At 72.1% G+C, this 14,853-nt stretch carries 14 protein-coding genes; 2 read left to right on the forward strand and 12 right to left on the reverse strand.

Annotation, left to right across the window (positions count from 1 at the left end):
- Nucleotides 1-25: 25 nt before the first annotated feature.
- Nucleotides 26-2,674, reverse strand: a complete 2,649-nt coding sequence (gene ppdK / locus BSB02_RS25200; protein ID WP_084962525.1) for a pyruvate, phosphate dikinase — start codon at nt 2,672-2,674, stop codon at nt 26-28.
- Nucleotides 2,675-2,904: 230 nt separating this feature from the next.
- Here ppdK and BSB02_RS25205 point away from each other — a divergent pair, with 230 nt between their 5' ends.
- The gene (locus BSB02_RS25205) at nt 2,905-4,257 is read left to right on the forward strand and encodes a cytochrome b (RefSeq protein WP_084962527.1); all 1,353 of its coding nucleotides are present in this window, start codon (nt 2,905-2,907) and stop codon (nt 4,255-4,257) included.
- On the opposite strand, the gene BSB02_RS25210 is transcribed toward BSB02_RS25205, so the two are convergent.
- The 8 genes from BSB02_RS25210 to BSB02_RS40705 are packed head-to-tail and all read right to left on the reverse strand — an operon-like array spanning nt 4,258 to nt 10,610.
- Nucleotides 4,258-4,830 (reverse strand): LGFP repeat-containing protein, encoded by a 573-nt coding sequence (locus BSB02_RS25210; RefSeq protein ID WP_084962530.1) that lies wholly within the window; start codon nt 4,828-4,830, stop codon nt 4,258-4,260.
- Nucleotides 4,831-4,878: 48 nt separating this feature from the next.
- Nucleotides 4,879-6,060: a sensor histidine kinase gene (locus BSB02_RS25215; RefSeq protein ID WP_143591109.1), complete on the reverse strand. Its 1,182-nt coding sequence runs from the start codon at nt 6,058-6,060 to the stop codon at nt 4,879-4,881.
- Nucleotides 6,057-6,722, reverse strand: a complete 666-nt coding sequence (locus BSB02_RS25220) for a response regulator transcription factor (protein WP_084962534.1) — start codon at nt 6,720-6,722, stop codon at nt 6,057-6,059. Before BSB02_RS25220 ends, BSB02_RS25215 begins: the two co-directional genes overlap by 4 nt.
- A gap of 4 nt (nt 6,723-6,726) precedes the next feature.
- Nucleotides 6,727-7,572 (reverse strand): S1C family serine protease, encoded by an 846-nt coding sequence (locus tag BSB02_RS25225; protein WP_084962536.1) that lies wholly within the window; start codon nt 7,570-7,572, stop codon nt 6,727-6,729.
- Nucleotides 7,569-8,510, reverse strand: a complete 942-nt coding sequence (locus tag BSB02_RS25230; protein WP_084962538.1) for a VWA domain-containing protein — start codon at nt 8,508-8,510, stop codon at nt 7,569-7,571. The genes BSB02_RS25225 and BSB02_RS25230 overlap by 4 nt, the downstream gene beginning before the upstream one ends.
- Complete coding sequence (locus BSB02_RS25235) at nt 8,507-9,478, reverse strand: DUF58 domain-containing protein (protein ID WP_084962540.1); 972 nt, start codon at nt 9,476-9,478, stop codon at nt 8,507-8,509. Before BSB02_RS25235 ends, BSB02_RS25230 begins: the two co-directional genes overlap by 4 nt.
- Complete coding sequence (locus BSB02_RS25240; protein ID WP_084962542.1) at nt 9,475-10,458, reverse strand: AAA family ATPase; 984 nt, start codon at nt 10,456-10,458, stop codon at nt 9,475-9,477. Before BSB02_RS25240 ends, BSB02_RS25235 begins: the two co-directional genes overlap by 4 nt.
- A complete protein-coding gene (locus tag BSB02_RS40705) occupies nt 10,455-10,610 on the reverse strand; it encodes a hypothetical protein (RefSeq protein WP_158088718.1) in 156 nt (51 codons plus the stop codon). The genes BSB02_RS25240 and BSB02_RS40705 overlap by 4 nt, the downstream gene beginning before the upstream one ends.
- Before the next feature lie 162 nt (nt 10,611-10,772).
- Between BSB02_RS40705 and BSB02_RS25245 the strand changes: the two genes are divergently transcribed.
- Complete coding sequence (locus BSB02_RS25245; protein WP_240506646.1) at nt 10,773-11,696, forward strand: dienelactone hydrolase family protein; 924 nt, start codon at nt 10,773-10,775, stop codon at nt 11,694-11,696.
- A gap of 79 nt (nt 11,697-11,775) precedes the next feature.
- Here BSB02_RS25245 and BSB02_RS25250 read toward each other — a convergent pair whose 3' ends face one another.
- The 3 genes from BSB02_RS25250 to BSB02_RS25260 all read right to left on the reverse strand — a co-directional run bounded on the left by BSB02_RS25250 (nt 11,776) and on the right by BSB02_RS25260 (nt 14,781).
- Nucleotides 11,776-13,161 (reverse strand): glycine--tRNA ligase, encoded by a 1,386-nt coding sequence (locus BSB02_RS25250; protein WP_206184871.1) that lies wholly within the window; start codon nt 13,159-13,161, stop codon nt 11,776-11,778.
- 87 nt (nt 13,162-13,248) lie between these two features.
- Nucleotides 13,249-13,539, reverse strand: a complete 291-nt coding sequence (locus BSB02_RS25255) for an antibiotic biosynthesis monooxygenase family protein (protein ID WP_084962546.1) — start codon at nt 13,537-13,539, stop codon at nt 13,249-13,251.
- 12 nt (nt 13,540-13,551) lie between these two features.
- The gene (locus BSB02_RS25260; protein WP_206184872.1) at nt 13,552-14,781 is read right to left on the reverse strand and encodes a BtrH N-terminal domain-containing protein; all 1,230 of its coding nucleotides are present in this window, start codon (nt 14,779-14,781) and stop codon (nt 13,552-13,554) included.
- Between the last annotated feature and the right edge of the window lie 72 nt (nt 14,782-14,853).

Raw genomic sequence — 14,853 nt, forward strand, 5'->3', positions numbered from 1 at the left:
GGGCTTGGAAGCGTCCTCCCGGCCCTCAGCGGGTGTCGGAGTCGTTCTTCTCGGCCAGGGCGGCGCGCCCGGCCTCCAGCCGCGCCACCGGGATGCGGAACGGCGAGCAGGAGACGTAGTCGAGACCGGCGTCGTGGCAGAAGTGCACCGACTCGGGGTCGCCGCCGTGCTCGCCGCAGATGCCGAGCTTGAGGTCGGGCCTGGCCTTGCGGCCCTCCTCGGCGGCGATCCTGACCAGGCGGCCCACCCCGTCGCGGTCGAGGGTCTCGAACGGGGAGACGCCGAAGACGCCCAGCTCCAGGTAGCGGGAGAAGAAGGCGGCCTCCACGTCGTCGCGGGAGAAGCCCCAGGTCATCTGGGTGAGGTCGTTGGTGCCGAAGGAGAAGAACTGCGCGGCCTCGGCGATCTGCCCGGCGGTCAGCGCCGCCCTCGGCACCTCGATCATGGTGCCGATGAGCGCGTCGACGCCGGCGTCGGCGAGGATCTTCTGGGCCTCCTCGCGGACGATCTCCAGCTCCTGCACCGCGCCGACGAGCGGGATCATGATCTCCGGCCGGGCGCCGGGGACCTCGCGTGCCGCCTCGGCGATGGCCCTGACCTGCATGGCGAACAGGCCGGGGATGACCAGGCCGAGCCGTACGCCGCGCAGGCCGAGCATGGGGTTCTGCTCGTGCAGGCGGCGTACGGCATCCAGCAGCCTGCGTTCCTTGTCCGACGCCTCGCCGCGGGCGACCTTGACCGACAGGTCGACGATGTCGGGCAGGAACTCGTGCAGGGGCGGGTCGATGAGCCGGATCGTGACCGGCAAATCGCCCATCGCCCGAAATATCCCGATGAAGTCGTTCTTCTGGAGCGGCTCCAGCGCGTCCAGCGCGGCCTGCCGTTCCTCGTCGGTCGAGGCCAGCACCAGGTCCTCCACCAGCTGCCGCCGCTCGCCGAGGAACATGTGCTCGGTACGGCACAGCCCGATCCCCTCGGCGCCGAACCGCCGGGCGCGGGCGGCGTCCTCGGGGGTGTCGGCGTTGGCCCGCACGCCGAGCCTGCGCGCCGAGTCGGCGTGCCGCATGATGCGGTCCACGGCCTTGACCAGCTCGTCGTCGATCTGCCTGCCGTCGAACTTGCCCTCGAAGTACTCCACGACCGGGGAGTCGACGACCGGCACCTCGCCCAGGAACACCTCGCCGGTGGTGCCGTCGATGGAGATGACGTCGCCCTCGCGCACCTCGACGCCGCCGGGCGCGGTGAAGCGGCGCTCGGCCGGGGAGACCTCCAGCTCCTCGGCCCCGCACACGCAGGTCTTGCCCATGCCGCGGGCGACCACGGCCGCGTGGGAGGTCTTGCCGCCGCGGCTGGTCAGGATGCCGCGGGCGGCGATCATCCCGGCCAGGTCGTCGGGGTTGGTCTCGCGGCGCACCAGGATGACGTCCTCGCCCTGCCCGGCCAGCTCGACCGCGCGCTCGGAGGAGAAGACGGCCTTGCCGACGGCGGCGCCGGGCGAGGCGTTCATGCCCTTGGTGAGGAGCCTGCGCTCGCCGTCGGTGCCGAAGCGCGGGAACATCAGCTGGGCGAGCTGGTCGCCGGTGACGCGGGTGAGCGCCTCGTCCATGGTGATGAGGCCCTGGTCCACCAGCTGGGTGGCGATGCGGAAGGCGGCGGCCGCGGTGCGCTTGCCGACGCGGGTCTGGAGCATCCACAGCTTGCCGCGCTCGATGGTGAACTCGATGTCGCACAGGTCGCGGTAGTGGTTCTCCAGCGTGGCCATGATGGCCATCAGCTCGTCGTAGGACTTCTTGTCCAGCCGCTCGAGGTCCTGCAGGGGGATGGTGTTGCGGATGCCGGCGACCACGTCCTCGCCCTGGGCGTTGGGCAGGTAGTCGCCGTAGACGCCCTGCTGGCCGGAGCCGGGGTCGCGGGTGAAGGCCACGCCGGTGCCCGAGTCGTCGCCGCAGTTGCCGAAGACCATGGCCACGACGTTGACCGCGGTGCCGAGGTCGGCGGGGATGCGCTCCTGGCGGCGGTACAGCACGGCGCGCGGCGCGTTCCAGGAGTCGAAGACCGCCTGGATGGCCAGCCGCATCTGCTCGCGCGGATCGGCGGGGAAGTCCTTGCCCGTCTGCTCCAGCACGATGCCCTTGTAGGTCTCGACCAGGCCCTGGAGCTCCTCGGCCGACAGCTCGGTGTCCTGGCGGGAGCCCTTGAGCTCGTCCAGGGCGTGCTCGAAGCGCTCGCCGTCGATGCCCAGCACGGTCTTGCCGAACATCTGGATGAGGCGGCGGTAGGAGTCCCAGGCGAAGCGCTCGTTGCCGCCGGCCTGCTTGGCCAGGCCGTGCACCGACTCGTCGTTGAGCCCGATGTTCAGGACGGTCTCCATCATGCCGGGCATGGAGAACTTGGCCCCCGAGCGGACGCTGACCAGCAGCGGGTCGTCGGCCTGGCCGAGCCGCTTGCCCATGGCCGACTCCAGGCTCGCCAGGTGCCCGGCGATCTCCTCCTCCAGCCCGTCGGGGAGGGCCCCCTTGGCGAGGTAGTGCCGGCACGCTTCGGTGGTGATGGTGAACCCGGGCGGGACGGGCAGGCCCAGGTTCGTCATCTCGGCAAGGTTGGCGCCCTTTCCGCCGAGGAGGTCCTTGAGGTCCTTGTTGCCCTCGGTGAAGTCGTAAACGTACTTGGCCACGAGCGCTCCTTCTGGGATTTCCGCCACTCTGGCTCGGACTCTACCGACGAAAAAGGCGGCGAAACTGCACCCCACCGCCAAGTTCCCGTTTCCGCTGCTCATGGCCTATCATGAGGTCTAATCCAATGAAAATTCCAGCGGGCCGGAATTGGTTTATACCAATGGTTTACACCAATTCTTGAGAATCTTCCCGCGCGGGTGCACAATCAGGTCGTCTCCCGGGAGGCGCCATGGCCGTGCCCACACAGCCCACACAGCCCACGCAGCCCACGCACCCCGCCCATCCCGCCAAGCCGCCCAGCCGCCGCCGGCGCATGGCGGCGGGATCGGCGCGGGCGGCCGTCGGCGGGGTCGTCTGGTTCGACGACCGCCTCGGCCTGGGGCGCTGGCTGCGCCCCAACCTCCGCAAGCTCTTCCCCAGCCACTGGTCGTTCCTGCTGGGCGAGTTCGCGCTGTACTCCTTCGCCCTGCTGGTGCTCACCGGGACGTTCCTGACGTTCTGGTATCAGGCCACCCCGTCGCAGGCCTACGACTCGGTGGTGGAGATCAGCCTGGACGTGCGCGGCGGCCTGCTGATCCGGCAGATGCACCACTGGGCGGCGACGATCTTCGTGCTGTCGATCGTGGCGCACCTGTGCCGGGTGTTCTTCACCGGCGCCTTCCGCAGGCCGCGCGAGCTCACGTGGGTGATCGGCGTGATCCTGTTCGCCCTGGTGCTGTTCGAGTCGTTCCTCGGCTTCTCGCTGCCGGGCGACACGATGGGCTTCGCCGGGCTGCGTGAGGCCGACAGCCTGCTGCTGGCGATCCCGCTGGTCGGCACCTACCTGTCGATGTTCGTCTTCGGCGGCCCCTTCCCCGGCGATGCCATCCCGCGGCTGTTCGTGACCCACGTGCTGCTGATCCCCGGCATCCTCCTGGCGCTGGTGCCGCTGCACGCGCTGGTGCTCACCTGGCGGCAGAAGCACACCGAGAAGCGCCTGACGGGCGCCAGCGAGCGGCGGGTGACGGGCGGGCCGTTCTTCCCGTACTTCGCGGCCAAGCAGGGCGTCACGTCGCTGGGCACGTTCGCGGTGATCACCGCGCTGGCCACGTTCGTCGTGGTCAACCCGGTGTGGGAGAACGGGGTGTACACGCCCGGCGCGAAGCCGCCCGGGCTCCAGCCGTTCTGGTACTACGGCGTGCTCGACGGCGCCCTGCGGCTCATGCCCGCCTGGCAGCTCGGCCCGCTGGACCTGGGCCTGCTGATCCCGATGCTGATGCTGGCGGTGTTCTTCGCGGTGCTGCTGGTCTACCCGTTCCTGGAGCGGCGGTTGACCGGCGACCGGGGCGTGCACCACCTGCTCGAACGGCCCGCCCACGCGCCCGTCCGCACCGCCCTGGGCGTGGCGGTCCTCACGTTCTTCACGGTCATCTGGGCCGCCACCTGGTTCTCGGCCCCGGGCCGTCAGCACGAGCCCCTGCTGCCCGTCTCGCCGGAGGCGGTGCCGGCGATCATGTACGGCCTGCGCGTCGCGGTCTTCGTGCTGCCGCCGATCGCCTACGCGATCACCCTGGCGGTGTGCCGCCGCCGCGCCGGAGGGTGACTAGGCGTCGGCCGTCACCCGGATGCTCCAGCCCTGGCGGCAGGTGTCACCGGTGAGCTTGTCGTCGCAGCCCAGCACCGCGAAGCTGTAGCGGCCCAGGGAGCCGCCGCGGTTGACGTTGCCCGGCGGGTGGACCACGAACCGCCCGCGGGTGCGTGGCTGGTTGCGGACGGTCCAGGTGACGTTGTGGGCCGGGTGGTCGCTGCGGACGGCGATCTTGAAGTAGTCGTAGTGGAACGGGTCGGTCGGCCCCCAGCGGAAGACCACGACCGGCTTGCCGCCGATCCGCGCCCCGTAGGCGGCGACGATCATCTTCGCCCCCTGGTCGGGTGACCAGGCGATCTGCCCGTTGGCGAAGTCCTGCCGCCGGCCGCTCCTGTTGGGCAGGCCGTACTCGTGGCTGGTGGGACAGCCGAAGAAGCCGTCCTCGCCGCCCATGGTGTGCCAGTAGTCGCCGATCAGGCCGTACGGCTTGATGTCGCAGGCGCCGGAGCCCGCGCTCGCGGGGGCGGCGGTCACGCCGCCGGTCAGGAGGGTCGCGGCCGCTCCTAAGATCATCGCTGTCTTCTTCATGCCTCAACGGTGCCGGGGGCGGCGGCCCGCCGCATGAGTAGGGGATGCCTAAAAATCTCCCAGCGGGTTGCCGTCGGGCACGGGCGCGTCCGCCCCGTCGCGTGCGGGCAGCCACAGCACGAACGTGCTGCCCCGGCCGACCTCGGAGAAGACGCGGGCCGTGCCGCCGTGCGACTCGACGATCTGCCGCACGATGGCCAGCCCGAGTCCGGTGTGCCGGTCGCGGCGGCTGGTCTCGCCGCGCCAGAAGCGGTCGAAGATGCGCGGCTGGTCCTTGGCCGGGATGCCCGGCCCGGCGTCGCGGACGGCGACCCACAGCCAGCCGCCGCGCTGGCCGGCCACCACCTCCACCACGCCGCCTTCGGGCGAGAGCCGTACGGCGTTGGACAGCAGGTTGGCCACGGCGCGGCGCAGCGCGTCGTGGTCGCCGGACATGGCCAGGTCCGCGCCCAGCACGCGCTTGATCGTGATCCCGCGCTCGGCGGCCAGCGCGGCGAACTCCTCCGAGGCCTCCTCGGCCACCCTGGCCAGATCCAGGTCGGCGTCGGCGAAGGCGTCCCCCTGGCGGCGGGCCGTGGCCAGCAGGTCCTCCACCAGGCGGGTCATGCGGGTGGTGGCGCGGTCGACGATCGCGACGGCGCGGGCCCGCTCCTCCTCCGTGGCCTCCGGCGAGGCCAGCACCGCGTCCACGTTGGCCCGGATGATGGCCAGCGGGCTGCGCAGCTCGTGGGAGGCGTCGTCGATGAGCTGCCGCTGCGCGCGGAAGGCCTCCTCCAGCCGGTCGAGCATGGTGTCGACGGTCTCGGCGAGGTCGCGCAGCTCGTCGCGCGGCCCGTCGAGGTTGATGCGGCGCGACAGATCGGTGGCCTGGATCTCGGCCGCCGTGCGGGTGATCGAGCGGACCGGGCGCAGCACCCGGCCCGCCAGCACCCAGCCGATGGCCAGGCTGGCCAGGAAGAGCCCGCCGAGCATGAGGAAGGAGTACTGGCGCAGCGTGGACAGCGTCTCCACCCTGACGGCGTTCTCCAGCTCGCCCATCCGGACGACCTCCGCCTTGCCCAGGACCTGGTGGGTGCGCTCGTTGTAGATCTTGGCGAGCTCGGTGGAGACCGGCCGCTGGTCGGTGATGGCGGCCACGGCCAGGTAGACCCCGCCCAGGACGAGCGCGGCCAGCCCGAAGACCAGCGTGGAGTACAGCACCGTGAGCCGGAAGCGGATGGTGTGGATCACGGGGCCTCCCTGAGCCGGTACCCGCGGCTGATCACCGTCTCGATCAGCCCCTCGACCTGGAGCTTGCGCCGCAGGTTGCCCACGGTGACGCGGACGGTGTTGGTGAAGGGGTCGGCGTGCTCGTCCCACACGTGCTCGAGCAGCTCCTCGGTGGACACGACGTGCCCCGGCCGGGTCATGAGGTAGTGCAGCACGCCGTACTCCTTGGGGGTGAGCGCCAGCGCCCGCCCGCCCAGCGTGACCTCCATCCGGGCCGTGTCGAGCCGCAGCTCGCCCACCTCCAGCACGGAGGTCCCGGCGCCGGTGTCCCTGCGCAGCAGGGCGCGGACGCGGGCCAGCAGCTCGGGGAAGGCGAACGGTTTGACCAGGTAGTCGTCCGCGCCCTCGTCCAGGCCCCTGACCCGGTCGTCCAGCCGGTCGCGGGCGGTCACCATGATGATCCGCACGCCGTTGCCCGCGGCCCTGACCATCCGGCACAGCTGGAAGCCGTCGCCGCCGGGCAGGTTCAGGTCCAGCAGCACCAGGTCGTAGGTGTTGACCTGGAGCTTCTCCTCGGCGCTGGGGGCGTCGTAGGCGACGTCCACCGCGTACCCCGCCCGGACCAGGCCGACGCGCAGCGCGTCGACCAGGTCCTCCTCGTCCTCGACCACCAACAGGCGCATGGCACTAGTCTCTGATGATTCGTTCCGCTATGGGGGCGGCGCGGTCGATGGGAATCGCGAAGCCGATCCCGATGTTGCCGCCGCCCCTGCCGGTGGCGATCGCGGTGTTCACGCCGACGACCTCGCCGCGGGCGTTGACCAGCGGGCCGCCGGAGTTGCCCGGGTTGATGGAGGCGTCGGTCTGGACGGCGGTGCGCCGGGCGCCGCCCAGCCGTACCTCCCGGTCCAGGGCGCTGACGATGCCGGCGGTGACCGTGCCCGACAGGCCCAGCGGCGAGCCGATGGCCAGCACCTGGTCGCCCACCCGCAGGTCGGCCGACCGGCCCAGCACGGCCGGGGTCAGCCCGCCGGCGTCGTCGAGCTCGAGGACCGCGAGGTCCTCCCCGACGTCCCGGCCGAGCACCGAGGCCGAGCGGCGGCTGCCGTCGTCGAGCACCACGGTCACGCGGGTGGAGCCTGCCACGACGTGGGCGTTGGTGAGCACGTGGCCCCGGCCGTCCACGACGAACCCCGAGCCGCCGCCCCGGTCGCCGAGGACCGACACCACGCTCGGCAGCACCCGCGCGGCCGTCGCGCTGAGGCCCTGCAGGGTTCCGGAGGGCGCGGGGGCCGCTCGCGGCAGGCCGGTGGCCGCGGGGACCGGCTCCTGCCTGACCAGCGTGGCCCCCGCGACCCCGGCCAGCCCTCCGGTGAGCGCGGCCACCAGCGTGGCGCTCACCAGCAGGCCGGCCGACCGCGTCCGCCGCGCGCCCGGCGGATGCGGAGACTGCGGCGGTACGGCGGGCGGCGGGACGACCTGGAGCCGCGGCTGCACGAAGTCCGGCCCCCTGGGGGCGCCCAGGCCCCTCATGGCAGCCTCGCGAACCACAGCATCGAGGCCGCCGCGGCGATCGCCGCCATGATCAGCCCGGCGGCCACGAACCACATCCAGATCTCCTGCCGCTCGGTCCGGTAGCCGACCGAGCTGCCGATGTCGTCATAGACGGCCTGCAGCTCGTCCCCGCTGGCCGCCTCGTAGAAGCCCCCGCCCGCGGTCTGGGCCAGCGACTCCAGCGCCGGGCCGTCGACCGGGACCGGGATCTCCTGGCCGCGCATCGTGATGGTGCCCTCGGGCGTGCCGTACGCGATGGTGGTGACCGGCACGCCGCGCGCGGCCGCCTCCTGCGCCGCCTCCTGGGGTGTCCTGCCGGTGGTGTTGGAGCCGTCGGACAGCAGCACGATGTGCGCGGGCACCGGCTCGTCCTGGGTGTCCAGCGCCCGGATGGCATCCAGGGACTGGAAGACCGCCTCGCCGATCGCGGTTCCCGAGGCCGTGGTGAGCCGGTCGAGCGCGTTCAGCACGGCCTGGCGGTCCAGGGTCGGCGGCACGGCTACCGACGCCTGCCCCGAGAACGCCACCAGGCCCAGGTTGAAGCGCTCGGGCAGCCCTTGGACGAACTGCCGGGCGGCCTGCCGCGCCACGGTGAAGCGGTCCGGCGCCACGTCGGTCGCCTCCATCGAGGCGGACACGTCGAACGCCACCATGATCGTGGCGCGTTCCCTGGGCACCTGGACCTCGGCGGTGGGCCGGGCGAAGCCGATGACCATGAGGACGAACATCGCCAGCAGCGCGGCGGCGGGGACGTGCCGGCGCCAGCCGGGCCGTTTGGGCGCGACCTTGTCCAGGAGGTCGAGGTTGGTGAAGCGCACCGCGTAGGCGCTTTTGCGCATCGCCATCACCACGTAGGTGACGGCGAGGAGGGCGACCGGGACGAGCAGGAGCAGCCAGACCGGCGAGAGCAGCGTCATGCCACGTCGCCTCCCTCCGGCCCCCGGCGTGGATCATGGGCGGGCCTGGCGGCCGGCGCGGTGGCCAGCCGGGCCAGGCGGCGCTGCCGCAGCACGTGCTGGACCAGGTCGCGCACCCAGTCCCCGTCGGTGCGCAGGCGCAGGTGGGTCGCCCCGGCCCGGCGCAGCGCGGCCTCGATGGCCTGCCGCTGCCCGGCCGCCGCCTCGGCGTAGCGGCGCCGCAGCCGGGCGCTGGCGGTGGCCACCTCGCGCCGGCGGCCCGTCTCCGGGTCGACCAGCGTGAGCAGCCCCACGTCCGGCAGCTCCAGCTCGCGCGGGTCCAGGACCTCCACCGCGAGCACCTGCTGCCGCACCGCCAGGCGGCGGATCGCCTGCTCCCAGGTCTGCGGCGGGTCCAGGAAGTCGGAGACCACCACGACCAGCCCCCGCCGCACCAGCGTGCGCGTCAGCCGCTCCACCGCCCCGCCGAGCGACGGGACGGCGGCGCCAGGCGAGGAGCGCGGCAGCGCGAAGACCCTCTGCAGCAGCGCCATGAGGTGCGCCCGGCCGGTCCTGGCCGGGACGACGGCCACCTCCCCGGCCGCACCGCCGAGCAGGTGGGCGCCGATGCGGTTGCCGGTCCGCCGCGTCAGGAACCCGATCGACGCCACCGCGGCCAGCGCCAGGTCGCGCTTTTCCATCCTGGCCGTGCCGAAGTCCATGCTGCCCGTGGCGTCGAGCAGCACCCACACCTCCAGCTCGCGGTCCGCGACGAGGTCCCTGACGTGCGGCTCGGCCGTACGGGCCGTGACGTTCCAGTCCATGCGCCGCACGTCGTCGCCCGGCTGGTACGGCCTGGCCTCGGCCACCTCGCCGCCGGGGCCGGGCAGCAGCCCCTGGTACTCGCCCTGGAGCAGGCCGTCGAGGCGGCGGGTGACCACCAGCTCCAGCCTCCGCAGGGCCGGCTCGGCCGCCAGATACGGCGTCATGCCGCCTCCCCCTGCTGCTGGGGCGCGATCACCGGCAGCGGCACGGCCGCCACCACGCGGTCCACGACCTCCCGCGCCTGGACCCCGTCGGCCAGGGCGTCGAAGGTCAGCACCAGCCGGTGCGCCATGACGTCGTGCGCCAGGTCCCTGACGTCCTCGGGCAGCACGTACTCCCGTCCGCGCATCAGCGCCAGCGCCCGCGCCGAGGCCAGCAGGCCCAGCGTGGCGCGGGGCGAGGCGCCGAAGGACAGCAGCCGCCGCAGGTCCGGCAGGCCGTACCTGTCCGGGTCGCGGGTGGCGTAGACGAGGCGGACGGCGTACTCGGCCACGGCGTGATGCACGAAGACCTGGTCGGCGCGCCGCTGCAGGGCCACCACCTGGGCCGGGTCGAGGACGGGCTGGGCCCGCGGCGGGTCCACGCTCATCCGGTAGACGATCGCCAGCTCCTCCGACTCGCTGGGATAGCCCACGTCGACCTTCAGCAGGAAGCGGTCGCGCTGCGCCTCCGGCAGGTGGTAGACGCCCTCGGACTCGATCGGGTTCTGGGTGGCCAGCACCAGGAACGGCGAGGGCACGTCGTGCGTGACGCCGCCGATGCTGACGTGGCGCTCGGCCATGATCTCCAGGAGCGCCGACTGCACCTTCGCGGGCGCCCGGTTGATCTCGTCGGCCAGGACCAGGTTGGCCATCACCGGGCCGAGCTCGATGTCGAAGCTCTCGGTGGAGGGCCGGTAGATCCTGGTGCCGACGATGTCGGCGGGCACCAGGTCGGGCGTGAACTGGATGCGGTTGAACGAGCCGCCGATCACCCTGGCGACCGACTCGGCCGCCAGGGTCTTGGCGATGCCGGGCACGCCCTCCAGCAGGCAGTGCCCGCGGGCCAGGACCGCCACGAGCAGGCGCTCGACCATGTGGTCCTGGCCCACGATGACCCGCTTGACCTCGAACAGCGCCCGCTCGAGCAGCTGGGTCTCGGTCATGGCCGCACCGCCTCGCCCGGGCAGTCGTCGACGACGATCCTGAGCTCGTACGGCGCCGCGTCGGGGTCGGCCAGGGCGGCGCTGCCCGACAAGACGAGCGCGGCCCCGGCGACAGCGGCCGTGGTCGCGATGACTCTCCAGGTGCGTCCCATGGAATCCCTTTCCTCGGTTTCCCTGGAATGTCATCAAGTCGTTGCGAAAACGGGCGTAACGCGAGACTTTATGTGATTTTTCGGTGTTTCACGGCCTGCCCACGCCGCGCCTGGAACAGGTCCTTTACCTGGGCTTTCGCCCCGGCCGTCTATGGTCTGGACATGATGACAGCCTTCCAGCGATACCTCGCCGAGGAGATCGCGCTCGACCACGTCGAAGGGCTCATCTCGCGCCGGGAGGCGCTGCGCCGGCTCGGGCTGATGGGGCTCGGCCTGCCCGCGGCGACCGCCTTGCTGGCCGCCTGCGGCGCCGGCGGGCAGGCGGCCGGGCCGGCCACTCCGGCGGCCAGCCCGTCACCCAGCCCCTCACCCAGCCCGCCGCGCTCGCCCGCGGGCCCTTCGCCGCTGCCCACGCGGGCCATCACGTTCGCCGGGCCGGAGGGCTCGACGCTGCGGGGCGCCTGGGCGGAGGCGCCCGACCGCAAGGGGGCGGTGCTGGTCATCCACGAGAACCGCGGGCTGACCGACCACATCCGCTCGGTCGCCGGACGGCTGGCCGCCAGCGGCTACTCGGCGCTGGCGCTGGACCTGCTCTCGCGCGACGGCGGCAGCGAGTCCTTCGCCGACCCCGCCCAGATCATGGCCAGGCTCGGCGAGATCCCGCGCGAGCGGTTCGTCGCCGACATGAAGGCGGGGCTGGGCGAGCTGCAGCGGCGGGCGCAGGGCGCCAAGCTGGGGATGGTGGGCTTCTGCTTCGGCGGCGGGATGACCTGGCTGCTGCTGGCCGGCTCCGAGCCGCGCCTGGCCGCCGCCGTGCCCTTCTACGGGCCGCTGCCCGAGGGCGCCGACTTCGGCGGGACCGAGGCGGCCGTGCTGGGGGTCTATGCCGAGCAGGACGACCGGGTCAACGCCACCCGCGAGGCCGCCAGGGCCGCGCTGGAGAAGGCCGGGCTGACCTACGAGATCGTCACCTTCCCCGGCGTGAACCACGCCTTCTTCAACGACACGGGGCCCAGGTACGACGCGGACGCCGCCGCGCAGGCCTACCAGCGGATGATCGACTGGTTCGGCCGCCACCTGGCCTAACGCGCACCACCCGGCCCGGCGCTTGCCCGTGGACGGTGGACGCCGCCGCGAGACGGCGCCCACGCGAGGCGAGGAGCGCTCAGTCGTTGAGGTGCCGGCGCAGGTAGGACTCGACCTGGTCGAGCCCGATGCGCTCCTGCGCCATCGAGTCGCGCTCGCGGACCGTCACGGCCTGGTCCTCGAGCGTGTCGAAGTCGACGGTGACGCAGTACGGCGTGCCGATCTCGTCCTGGCGGCGGTAGCGGCGGCCGATCGCGCCCGCGTCGTCGAACTCGACGTTCCACCGCTTGCGCAGCTGGGCCGCCAGGTCGCGGGCCTTGGGCGACAGGTCGGCGTTGCGCGACAGCGGCAGCACCGCCACCTTGACCGGCGCCAGGCGGTGGTCAAGGCGCAGCACGGTGCGCTTTTCCATCTGGCCCTTGGCGTTGGGCGCCTCGTCCTCGGTGTAGGCGTCGAGCAGGAAGGTCAGCGTGCACCGGTCGACGCCGGCCGCCGGCTCGATGACGTACGGCACGTAGCGCTCGCCGCTCTCCTGCTCGAAGTACGACAGGTCGACGCCCGAGGCCTTGGAGTGGGAGGACAGGTCGAAGTCGGTGCGGTTGGCGATGCCCTCCAGCTCGCCCCACTCCGAACCCTGGAAGTTGAAGCGGTACTCGATGTCGACGGTCCGCTTGGAGTAGTGCGACAGCTTCTCCTTGGGGTGCTCGTACAGCCGCAGGTTCTCCTTGGAGATGCCGAGGTCGACATACCAGCGGAAGCGCTCGTCGATCCAGTACTGGTGCCACTCCTCGTCGGTGCCCGGCTTGACGAAGAACTCCATCTCCATCTGCTCGAACTCGCGGGTGCGGAAGATGAAGTTGCCCGGTGTGATCTCGTTGCGGAAGGACTTGCCGATCTGGCCGATGCCGAACGGGATCTTCCTGCGGGCCGACTGCTGGACGTTGAGGTAGTTGATGAAGATGCCCTGCGCGGTCTCCGGCCGCAGGTAGGCCAGGCCCGACTCGTCCTCGACCGGGCCGAGGAAGGTCTTGAGCAGGCCGCTGAACTGCCGCGGCTCGGTGAAGGCGCCCTTGGTGCCGCAGTTGGGGCAGGTGATGTCGGCCAGGCCGTTCTCCGGGGACCTGCCGTGCCTTTCCTCGTAGGCCTCGACGAGGTGGTCGGCGCGGTAGCGCTTGTGGCAGGACAGGCACTCGGTCAGCGGGTCGGTGAAGGTGTCGACGTGACCGCTGGCCTGCCACACCTCGGGGGCGAGGATGACGCACGAGTCGATGCCGACCACGTCTTCGCGGGCCTGGACCATCGACAGCCACCACTGGCGCTTGACGTTGTTCTTCAGCTCGACGCCCAGCGGACCGTAGTCCCACGACGCCCGCAGGCCCCCGTAGATCTCGCTCGACGGGTACACGAGCCCGCGGCGCTTGGCGAGGCTGACGATGGTGTCCATGACGTCGGTCCGGCGTGCCATGTGATCGAATCTCTTTCCGGCTGGAGGTCGGCGAGTGAACAGGATGAGCTCCCAGCTTAGGGGACTCGGAGGCGGCCTGGCGCGCGACTATTCGCCTTGTCCGGAAACGTAGACATCCTCGAACGCGCTGGGTTCGTTCAGCATCAGGATCATCAGCGGATACATCTCCATGCGGGCGGCCGACAGCGCCCGGCGGTAGAAGCCCGCCCCCTCCCACTCGCTGACCAGGGCCCACAGGTTCGGCTCGTCGACCGACCGCGCCAGCCGCCCGCGGACGTATCCGGGCTGGGCGGCCAGCGTGTCGATGATGGCCTGCCCCTGCTTGAGGAACTCCTGGGACTGGGCCTCTGGGACGGTGTAGCGGATGACGGCGAGCACGTCTCCAGGATGTCAGACGATCTCCCCGAGCCGGGCCATGGCCGCGGACTCCGCCTCATAGATCCCCATCAGCAGCCGCCCCATCGCCTCCAGGTCCGCCTGCTGTGGCTCCTTGCCGGCCTCCTGGCGCAGCCGCCACAGCTCGGCCGCGTCGGCTTCGCTCGCCGTACCCTCCGACAGCAGGGACTCGCGGACGGCCGCGGTCAGCTCCCTGATCCGGCCGTACCGCGAGGCCGGCAGCGCGGTCTCGGCGAGCTCGTGCCACAGCCCGTGGACGCGGCGGAACTCCTCCGCCACGCCCTTCAGCTCGCCCGTGTCCAGCAGCTCGGCGGCCTGGTCGAGCCCGTCGGCGAACAGGTCGCGCAGGTTGCCGCCGTCCATGCCGACCGGCTCGACCCCCTCCCACAGCGACAGCAGCGCCCCGGCCAGGCCCCGGCCGCCGGCGAAGACCCGCGGCCAGCCCTTGGCGTTGCGCTCGTCGGTCATCATCCGGCTCCACTTGCGCCAGGCGGGCAGCGAGAAGGAGTCCGAGGGGGACGACAGCGCCTCGACGCAGGCCCGCAGGCCTTCCCGTACGGCAGGCGCCGGGTCCGCGGGTTGCCCGGCCGGGCGGATGACGAACAGGCTGTTCTTGTAGGAGGTGACCCGCGCCCGGGCGGCGTCGAGCCGGTCCTGCGGCACGAGGATGGGCGCGGTGCCGCGGTCGTCGAGGTGGACCATGCCGCCGGAGCGGCGGTAGGCGATCACCGGGTGGCCGCCGTGGCCGTCGAGGTAGGGCGGCAGGTGCCAGTAGCCGACGGTGTAGCGGTCAGGGAGGACGACGCAGGGATGCCCGGCGTCGAGCTCCTCGGCCAGCTTCCGCGCGGCGCCCTTGGCGCCGGCCGTGGTGTGGTGCTCGTACGGCACGCCGAGCCGGTCGAGGGTCTGGGCCATCCAGCGGCCGGGGTACTGCCACTGGTGGCGGAAGCCCAGCGTCAGGTGGACGCTGTCGTGCCGCTTGAACTCCCACAGGATGTAGCCGGCGCCGATGCCGCCGCCGGCGAGGAACACCAGCGGCTCGGAGAGGCCGGTGAGGGCCGCGACGACGGCGCTGTCGGGGTGCCGCCCGCCGGTGAAGACCCAGTCGCCGTCCCGGGGTTCGGCCGTCGCGCCGACGACGTGCCTGCGCGCGGCGGTGTAGCTCTCGCCGGTCTTGGCCATGCGTGCCCGGATGCGGGCCTTGAGCTGCTTCTTGTCGGTCATGCCCGGTCCTGTTCGCGGCGTCGCCGAGGGCCCGGTCCACGCCCGTGAGCCCTGGCCGCCGCAGTGGTCGTC

Origin of the sequence: Thermoactinospora rubra (assembly GCF_002093975.1) — a bacterium.
Lineage (GTDB): Bacteria > Actinomycetota > Actinomycetes > Streptosporangiales > Streptosporangiaceae > Nonomuraea > Nonomuraea rubra_A.

What these genes read in the sequence shown, in the direction of transcription:
- BSB02_RS25205 (WP_084962527.1), top strand. Translation starts at nt 2,905, where the DNA reads ATGGCCGTGCCCACACAGCCCACACAGCCCACGCAGCCCACGCACCCC.
- BSB02_RS25210 (WP_084962530.1), bottom strand. Translation starts at nt 4,830, where the DNA reads ATGAAGAAGACAGCGATGATCTTAGGAGCGGCCGCGACCCTCCTGACC.
- BSB02_RS25220 (WP_084962534.1), bottom strand. Translation starts at nt 6,722, where the DNA reads ATGCGCCTGTTGGTGGTCGAGGACGAGGAGGACCTGGTCGACGCGCTG.
- BSB02_RS25225 (WP_084962536.1), bottom strand. Translation starts at nt 7,572, where the DNA reads ATGAGGGGCCTGGGCGCCCCCAGGGGGCCGGACTTCGTGCAGCCGCGG.
- BSB02_RS25230 (WP_084962538.1), bottom strand. Translation starts at nt 8,510, where the DNA reads ATGACGCTGCTCTCGCCGGTCTGGCTGCTCCTGCTCGTCCCGGTCGCC.
- BSB02_RS25235 (WP_084962540.1), bottom strand. Translation starts at nt 9,478, where the DNA reads ATGACGCCGTATCTGGCGGCCGAGCCGGCCCTGCGGAGGCTGGAGCTG.
- BSB02_RS25240 (WP_084962542.1), bottom strand. Translation starts at nt 10,458, where the DNA reads ATGACCGAGACCCAGCTGCTCGAGCGGGCGCTGTTCGAGGTCAAGCGG.
- BSB02_RS40705 (WP_158088718.1), bottom strand. Translation starts at nt 10,610, where the DNA reads ATGGGACGCACCTGGAGAGTCATCGCGACCACGGCCGCTGTCGCCGGG.
- BSB02_RS25245 (WP_240506646.1), top strand. Translation starts at nt 10,773, where the DNA reads ATGATGACAGCCTTCCAGCGATACCTCGCCGAGGAGATCGCGCTCGAC.
- BSB02_RS25250 (WP_206184871.1), bottom strand. Translation starts at nt 13,161, where the DNA reads ATGGCACGCCGGACCGACGTCATGGACACCATCGTCAGCCTCGCCAAG.
- BSB02_RS25260 (WP_206184872.1), bottom strand. Translation starts at nt 14,781, where the DNA reads ATGACCGACAAGAAGCAGCTCAAGGCCCGCATCCGGGCACGCATGGCC.